Annotated in this window: 1 protein-coding gene; it reads right to left on the bottom strand. The window is 75.2% G+C overall.

The window, feature by feature from the left end:
• Window positions 1-116: 116 nt before the first annotated feature.
• Window positions 117-1,460 carry a M48 family metallopeptidase gene (locus tag AB0J52_RS40150; protein WP_500188429.1) on the bottom strand — a complete coding sequence of 448 codons (1,344 nt, stop codon included), beginning with the start codon at window positions 1,458-1,460 and terminating at the stop codon, window positions 117-119.
• Between the last annotated feature and the right edge of the window lie 47 nt (window positions 1,461-1,507).

Here is a 1,507-nt window from a genome sequence, read left to right as displayed (position 1 = left end):
AGCGGCGGGGGCGGCGGCGGTCGGCCGCGCCGGCCTGCCGGGGCGGTATCCCCCGGCCGCGGCACCCGCGCGGGGCCGTCCGGTGAGCGCTCACCGGACGGCCCGTCGCCGTTCTCTCAGGGCCGGACGAGCGGGGGCGGCTCCGGGACGTGGTGCATCCGCGCCCAGTCGCGCGCCATGGCGATGCGTTCGGGACCGGTCGGATGGTCGGACCAGAGCTGGGTCTCCAGGACGTCCGGCGTGAGCGTGGAGATGTTGCGCACCGACAGCTCGCGCTGCATGGTCGCGAACGTCGCGGGGTCGCGGGTGAGGTTGAGGGCGTGGGCGTCCGCGCGGGCCTCGACGCGGCGGCTCACCAGGTTCTGCACCGGCGTCTCCAGCTGCGTCGCGACGGCGATGAGCGCTAGGACCAGCGCCAGGGCCTGCGGAGAGGCCGCGCCGCGGTCCCGGACGGACGGGTCGCGCGCCGCCTCGTCCCGGGTCGGACGGTGGGACGCGGGCCCGCTGAGCCCGGCCCGGCGCAGCAGGCGCGGCGAGGTGAGCAGCAGCGAGAGCAGGCACACGCCGCCCGCCGCGCCGAGCGCCCCGATGAGCGTGCCGTGCAGGACGTCGTCCCTCTTGGCGTGCCCCAGCTCGTGCGCCACGATCGACTCGATCCGGGGGGTGGACATCGAGGTCAGGAGCGTGTCGTAGACCACGATCCGGCGGGTGGAGCCGAACCCGGAGACGTAGGCGTTCAGCGAGGTCGTCCGGCGGGAGGCGTCGGCGACCAGCACGTCCGAGACCGGGACGCCGTCGCGGCGGGCCATGTCGAGCAGGCCCGAGCGCAGCTCGCCCGCCGGGAGCGAGTGGAACGAGTTGAAGACCGGCTCGACCAGGACCGGGTAGGCGAACGATCCGGCGACCACCAGCGCGCCCGCGCCGACGGCCGCGCCCGTCCACCAGTAGCGGGGGAAGCGGCGGATCAGCGCGGTGAGCAGCAGCAGGCCCAGCGTGTAGGTGATCCAGGTCACCGCGAGCGACTTGACCTGGTCGACCAGCCAGCTCGGCCAGCTCTGGGTGGACAGGCCGTAGTCGCGCAGGATCGTCTCACCCCAGACCGCGAACGGCATCGAGATCAGCCAGGTCAGCGAGGTGAGCGCGACGGCGCCGATGAGGACCCGGAGGGGGAGGCGGCGGGTCCTGGCGGTGAGCGCCCCGAGGAGGCGCGCGCCGAGCGGGCTGAACCCGAGGCCGAGGACGACCACCAGCACGGTGATCAGGCGGCCGTACGCGGGCCAGTTGAGCGCGCCGTCGAACGCGGCGGCGCGGTGGATCTCGGCCGGGGTGAAGTCGGGGGCCGGGTCGGCCGGGACGTGCCCGCCGGGGACCGCGCCGGGCAGCGGGTTCCAGGGCGTCGTCACGGCGATGATCACGGCCACGGCGGCGAACAGCACCGCCGCGGCGGCGGCCGCCGCCAACCCGGAAGCGCAAAGCGGGGGGTCGGGGACGCTGGTTGTGTGTTAGG

The organism is Spirillospora sp. NPDC049652 (assembly GCF_040675125.1).
GTDB lineage: Bacteria > Actinomycetota > Actinomycetes > Streptosporangiales > Streptosporangiaceae > Spirillospora.
The sequence above is the reverse complement of the archived record's forward strand: the minus strand, read 5'-3'. Positions and strand labels throughout refer to the sequence as shown.